The organism is Pseudomonas sp. GV105 (genome assembly GCF_003058185.1).
GTDB classification, from domain to species: domain Bacteria; phylum Pseudomonadota; class Gammaproteobacteria; order Pseudomonadales; family Pseudomonadaceae; genus Aquipseudomonas; species Aquipseudomonas veronii.
Map to the genome: position 1 here is coordinate 1 of NZ_QBUF01000033.1, position 4299 is coordinate 4299.

The 4299-nt window shown below is 64.3% G+C and carries 3 protein-coding genes; all 3 read right to left on the reverse strand.

Going from position 1 to position 4299, the window contains the following annotated elements; translation table 11 throughout:
• On the reverse strand, positions 1-3004 hold a 3004-nt coding region (locus C8K66_RS30440), incomplete at its 3' end, for an ImcF-related family protein (RefSeq protein WP_256591122.1).
• Complete coding sequence (locus C8K66_RS30445) at positions 2991-4001, reverse strand: hypothetical protein (protein WP_108526707.1); 1011 nt, start codon at positions 3999-4001, stop codon at positions 2991-2993. The genes C8K66_RS30445 and C8K66_RS30440, both read right to left, overlap by 14 nt.
• 107 nt (positions 4002-4108) lie before the next feature.
• A partial coding sequence (locus C8K66_RS30450) for a PAAR domain-containing protein (protein ID WP_108526705.1) occupies positions 4109-4299 on the reverse strand: 191 nt, incomplete at its 5' end.

Genomic DNA, 4299 nt, shown 5'->3' on the forward strand with positions numbered 1-4299 from the left:
TTTCTTTCTGGTTGAAGTACTGGTGCCGGTCGCCGTTGAGGATGAAGGTGGTTTGCACCACGTCGCGCACGGGTTTGCCTTGCAGTTCAAAGCTCAGCCCCATGCCGCCGTCGGTGTAGAGCACATCGGCCAGTTCGCTCAGTTGATTGATCGCGCCCAGAAACCGGGGGTCGAAACGCAGGCCTTGGCTGTGGCGGGGGTCGGCCACCCAGCGGCTACCTTCCTTGCGCAGCACGCCGCTCAATTGCTGCTGTAAAAACTGTGCGATGCGCCCGGAGTCCGCGCGGATCATCTGCCCCAACATCGGCAACGACGCATCGCTGGTGGTGGCGGCAAACGGGTAACGGCTGGCGAAGGCGGCGTTCCAATGGCTGACGATCGAGCGCTGCCAGTGGCTGTTGAGGCCGGCGGCGGACGGTTGCAACACGCGTTGCCAGGCCTGTTCCAGCGGCTGCACGAACAGCGTCTGCGCCGCCCCGCCCCACTCCGCGCCCAGGCTGGCGGCCAGCAGGGCACCGTAGGATTGGGTGTCGGTGAGGTCGATGCTGCGGCCTTGAAACACGCTTTGTGCCAGGGCCTGGGTCATTTCCAGCGGGTCGGGTGCGGTGCTGATCTGCTGCAGTTTCAAACGCACCCGTGTCACGCGGGTGAGGAAGGCCGGGAGACTGAGGCCGTCTGTGTTGGACTTGTCCAGCAGCGCCAATAACGGGCCGAAGGTCGCCGCCAGCGGCCCCGTGGCGGCCTGGGCCAACGGTTCGATCGCTGGAGCCTTGTCCGGCCCGATCAACTTTTGCGCAGACTGCACCAGCGAGTCGGCCAGGGCCTGGGGTCGGCTGCCCGCCTGCGCCTGGTAGGCCACGCTGTTCAGCAGCGCGATCAAGGGCGATTGGCGCACGTCGCTCATCAGCGTCAATTGGTCGATTGACTCATCGAGACTCGCGGCCTGCTGCCAGCGCAGGCTGTTGAGCAGATCCTGCCAGGCGCTGGCGTAGTCCTGGAAGTAGCGTTCGGTGAGGCGGTTGCGCAGTTGGTCAGGACTCAGGCGGGTGTCGACATCGGCAGGTTGGTCGCTGAGCACCCAATCGATTTCCTCGCGGCGCGCCTCGGCGATCGCATCGATGGCGTGGCGCACCGAGCCTTCCCAGGCCTGGCGGGTGAACACGCCGGGCACGCTGGCCTCGGTGGTGAACAGGGCCTGGGCGTCGGTGTCGCCGACCAGTTGCGGCAGGCCCAGGGCCGGGTAGTGATGGGCGGCGTCATCGAGCAATTGTTGGTACAGATTGGCTTCGGCATTGCGTTGGCCCAGTTGGCCGAGCAGGACCTGCCGGACTTGCGCGACCAGCCGCGCGTCGGTGTCGATGCGCCACGCCGGGTTTTCCGCCAGGTGTTCGGCGTAGAACTGCCACAGAGTGGGGCCCAGGGCTTGCCAGAGGCCCGCGCGTGAAGGCTCGACTTCGCCGAGGGTTTTCACCAGCAGACTGGCGTCGGCTTTTGCCGGACGCGCCATCATCAGGTAGGCCTTGAGCTGGTCGTAGGCAGCACGGGCGCGTTCGGCGCGCTCGGGATTGTCCGGGGCCAGCTTGACCAGGGCCGTGAGCTGCTGGCGTAAAGCGGCGACGGCCGGGTCGCGGATCAGGCGGTTGTTGGCTTCGACGTAGCGCGGCCAAACAGTTTCAAGCAGCGCTGGGTTTTGATTCAGGCCGAAGCGCTGATACCACGGAGCGCCGCCTTGAACGCGATCATCCAGGCGCGCCAATTCGCGGACCAGTTCATGAAGGGCCTGGAGCTGTTCGTCGCCTTGTGATGCGCGTTGCAAGGTCGACAACGAGCTGTGTACCTGAGCGATCTGCGTGCGGTTGCTGATGAATGACAGCAGCAGTCCTGCGCTCCACAGCATGGCTAGGCCGAGAGCCAATGCGTAGCCAACTCGCGGCACGCTCCAGCCCAGCCGGCGGCCACGGGGGTTATCGCCGAGTACGCCGTGCCACACCGGGGCCACCGACCACGCCTGTTGTTGATCATGCGGCGAGCGCTGTACCGGCAGGCTGAACCACAACCCCCGCAACGGCACGCCACGGGCAAATTCGCCGGCCAGATGCGCCAAGGTGTGACGCCAACGATCAATGCCCTCGCCCTTTAAATCTCGCGACAAACGCAGCAGAAAATCATCCTTCATCACCGCGTTCATCTGCGCCAAACCCGCGCGACGCAAAGGCTCCAGCAAACGATTCAGCGCGGCGTCCAATACCGCCGCCGAGAAGCGCGCGGGCAACTGACAGCCCACCGGCTGCGCTTTGCGCGTGTCCTGCGCCCATGCACTGCCGCAGACCTGCCAGAGGGATAACGGCAACTGCCAGCGCAAGTCACGGGCAAGGCGCTGCACCTGGCGTACACCTTTGCCCATCGAGACATCGTCGGCGGCCTGGGTTTCGTTCAGCGCCCAGACGACTCCGTCCAGCACACGCCAGCGGCTGAGGCCGCTCCATTGCTTGAGGAAAGACTGATCCAGCGCGGCCTGCGCACTACCGCCCCACAGCAGGACGGTGCCTTGGCCTTCGAGCCATTGGTGAGCGGCCAGGGTGGGGGCGATGGCTTCGATTTCGGTGGGTTCGCCGATGATGAGCAGCAGGCGGGTTTTGTGGCGCCAGAAGAGGCCGTAGTGCTCGCGTAGGTGCTCGCGCACTTTTACCGCATCTGGCGACGCGGGTTCCCGGTTCAATCGCGAGTTCGGCGTTTGGGTGACCGCCCTCACGACCTGCTGTGCCTGGCGAAACGCCAGACGATCCCAGGCCAGCAAAATGACCGGGCAGAACCAGCAGAGCGCGAACCACACCCCCAGCCCCCACAGCAGCAATTGCTTGAGCGGCATTTTCGGCCAGCCCAGATAGCCGCTGCACAAGCCATACAACAGACCACCGAGCAGTACCAGCAGCGTCATGATCAGCAGATAGCCCAACCCCACGCGAACCAACGAGCCCTTACCCACATCCTTAACTGTTGCCATAAGGCACCGCCACTCCAATCGCCAATCGTTGGTTTCCATCCTGGCTCAGCCAACCACAGGGCTGACCCGCCGCCCCCGCTTGCAGCAATGCCAGGGACATCCCGATAAACGGCGCCAGGTGCGCCAGCACGCCCCATTGCCCGGCCAGTTGATGTTCGACTGCCGACCAGCCGCCCTCTACAAACGCAGCCTGGCTGGCTCGATCCAGTGCCAGGCAGGTGGTCGGCGCAGATTGCAGTCCGGCGTAACGCTGCATCTGTGCACACAGCTCGGCGGGCGACTGGCTTGCAAGGTATTCACCGCGATGCACCAACTGCTGCCCCTGCCAGCTCACTCGCCAGAAGAAACCCGCTTCACCCCCCAGTTCGCCCTCTTCGGCACTTGCCACCGACGCCACGCCCGCGCACAACAACCAGTCGTCCTCGCCACGACAATCGCGATGGAAGGTATCGATCAGGTCATCCAAATCAGTCAGGTTCTGTAGCAGCAAACGGGCCTCGGGCAACACCACTCCCGCCCGGACCAACGCCTCAACGAAAGCAGCCTGGCCGCTCTCATCCCCCACCCAGGCAATTGCCCGCAACTGTGGCCAGCACTCGGACAACCCCGGGAGGGCCAAGGTTAAACGGGTGAGATGCCGTGCCAGTGCAGGTTCACGCTCGCTGATCAAGCTCAGCGACAGTGGGCAACGCAACATGGGCTGTGTAGCGCCGGGTATCGCCAAGGGTGGCGAGACGCTTGTCATCAAGTTCAGGTAGTCTTCTTGCATGTCACCCGCCGGGCCGAGCAACAACACATCCTGCACCGGTAAACCCAGCGAGCGCCGTTGCCACCAAGCCTGCATGGCGGCCTCCAGCGCGCGCAGATACACCTTGCGGTTGAACAGCTCGACCTGCCACACCAACACACGCACCGCCAGAATCAGCGCCCAGCACAGAGGCAGCACCGCACTCCACAGCCACCATTCCAGGCGCGGTTGCTCCTGGGGCCACAGCATCAGCAAAACGGCCGACTGCACTCCCCACGGCAGTGCCAACCCCAACCACCAACTGCGCCAACGCGGCTCGCCCGGTTCGATAACGTCGGGGTACTCAGGCGGACGGTTCATGGCGCAACCACCATTGAAGTGGCCGGCAGGGTGCTGACCAACTGGCAACCACACGCGCAACGATGGCCGTGCAGCGCCACAGGCTTGCCGTCCATGGTTGAACCCGAAGCGCCTTCGATAATGTGCGTAATGCCATGCAGGTTGCAGCGAACTTGATCATCCACGCAGGCCACTGGTTTGCCGAAGG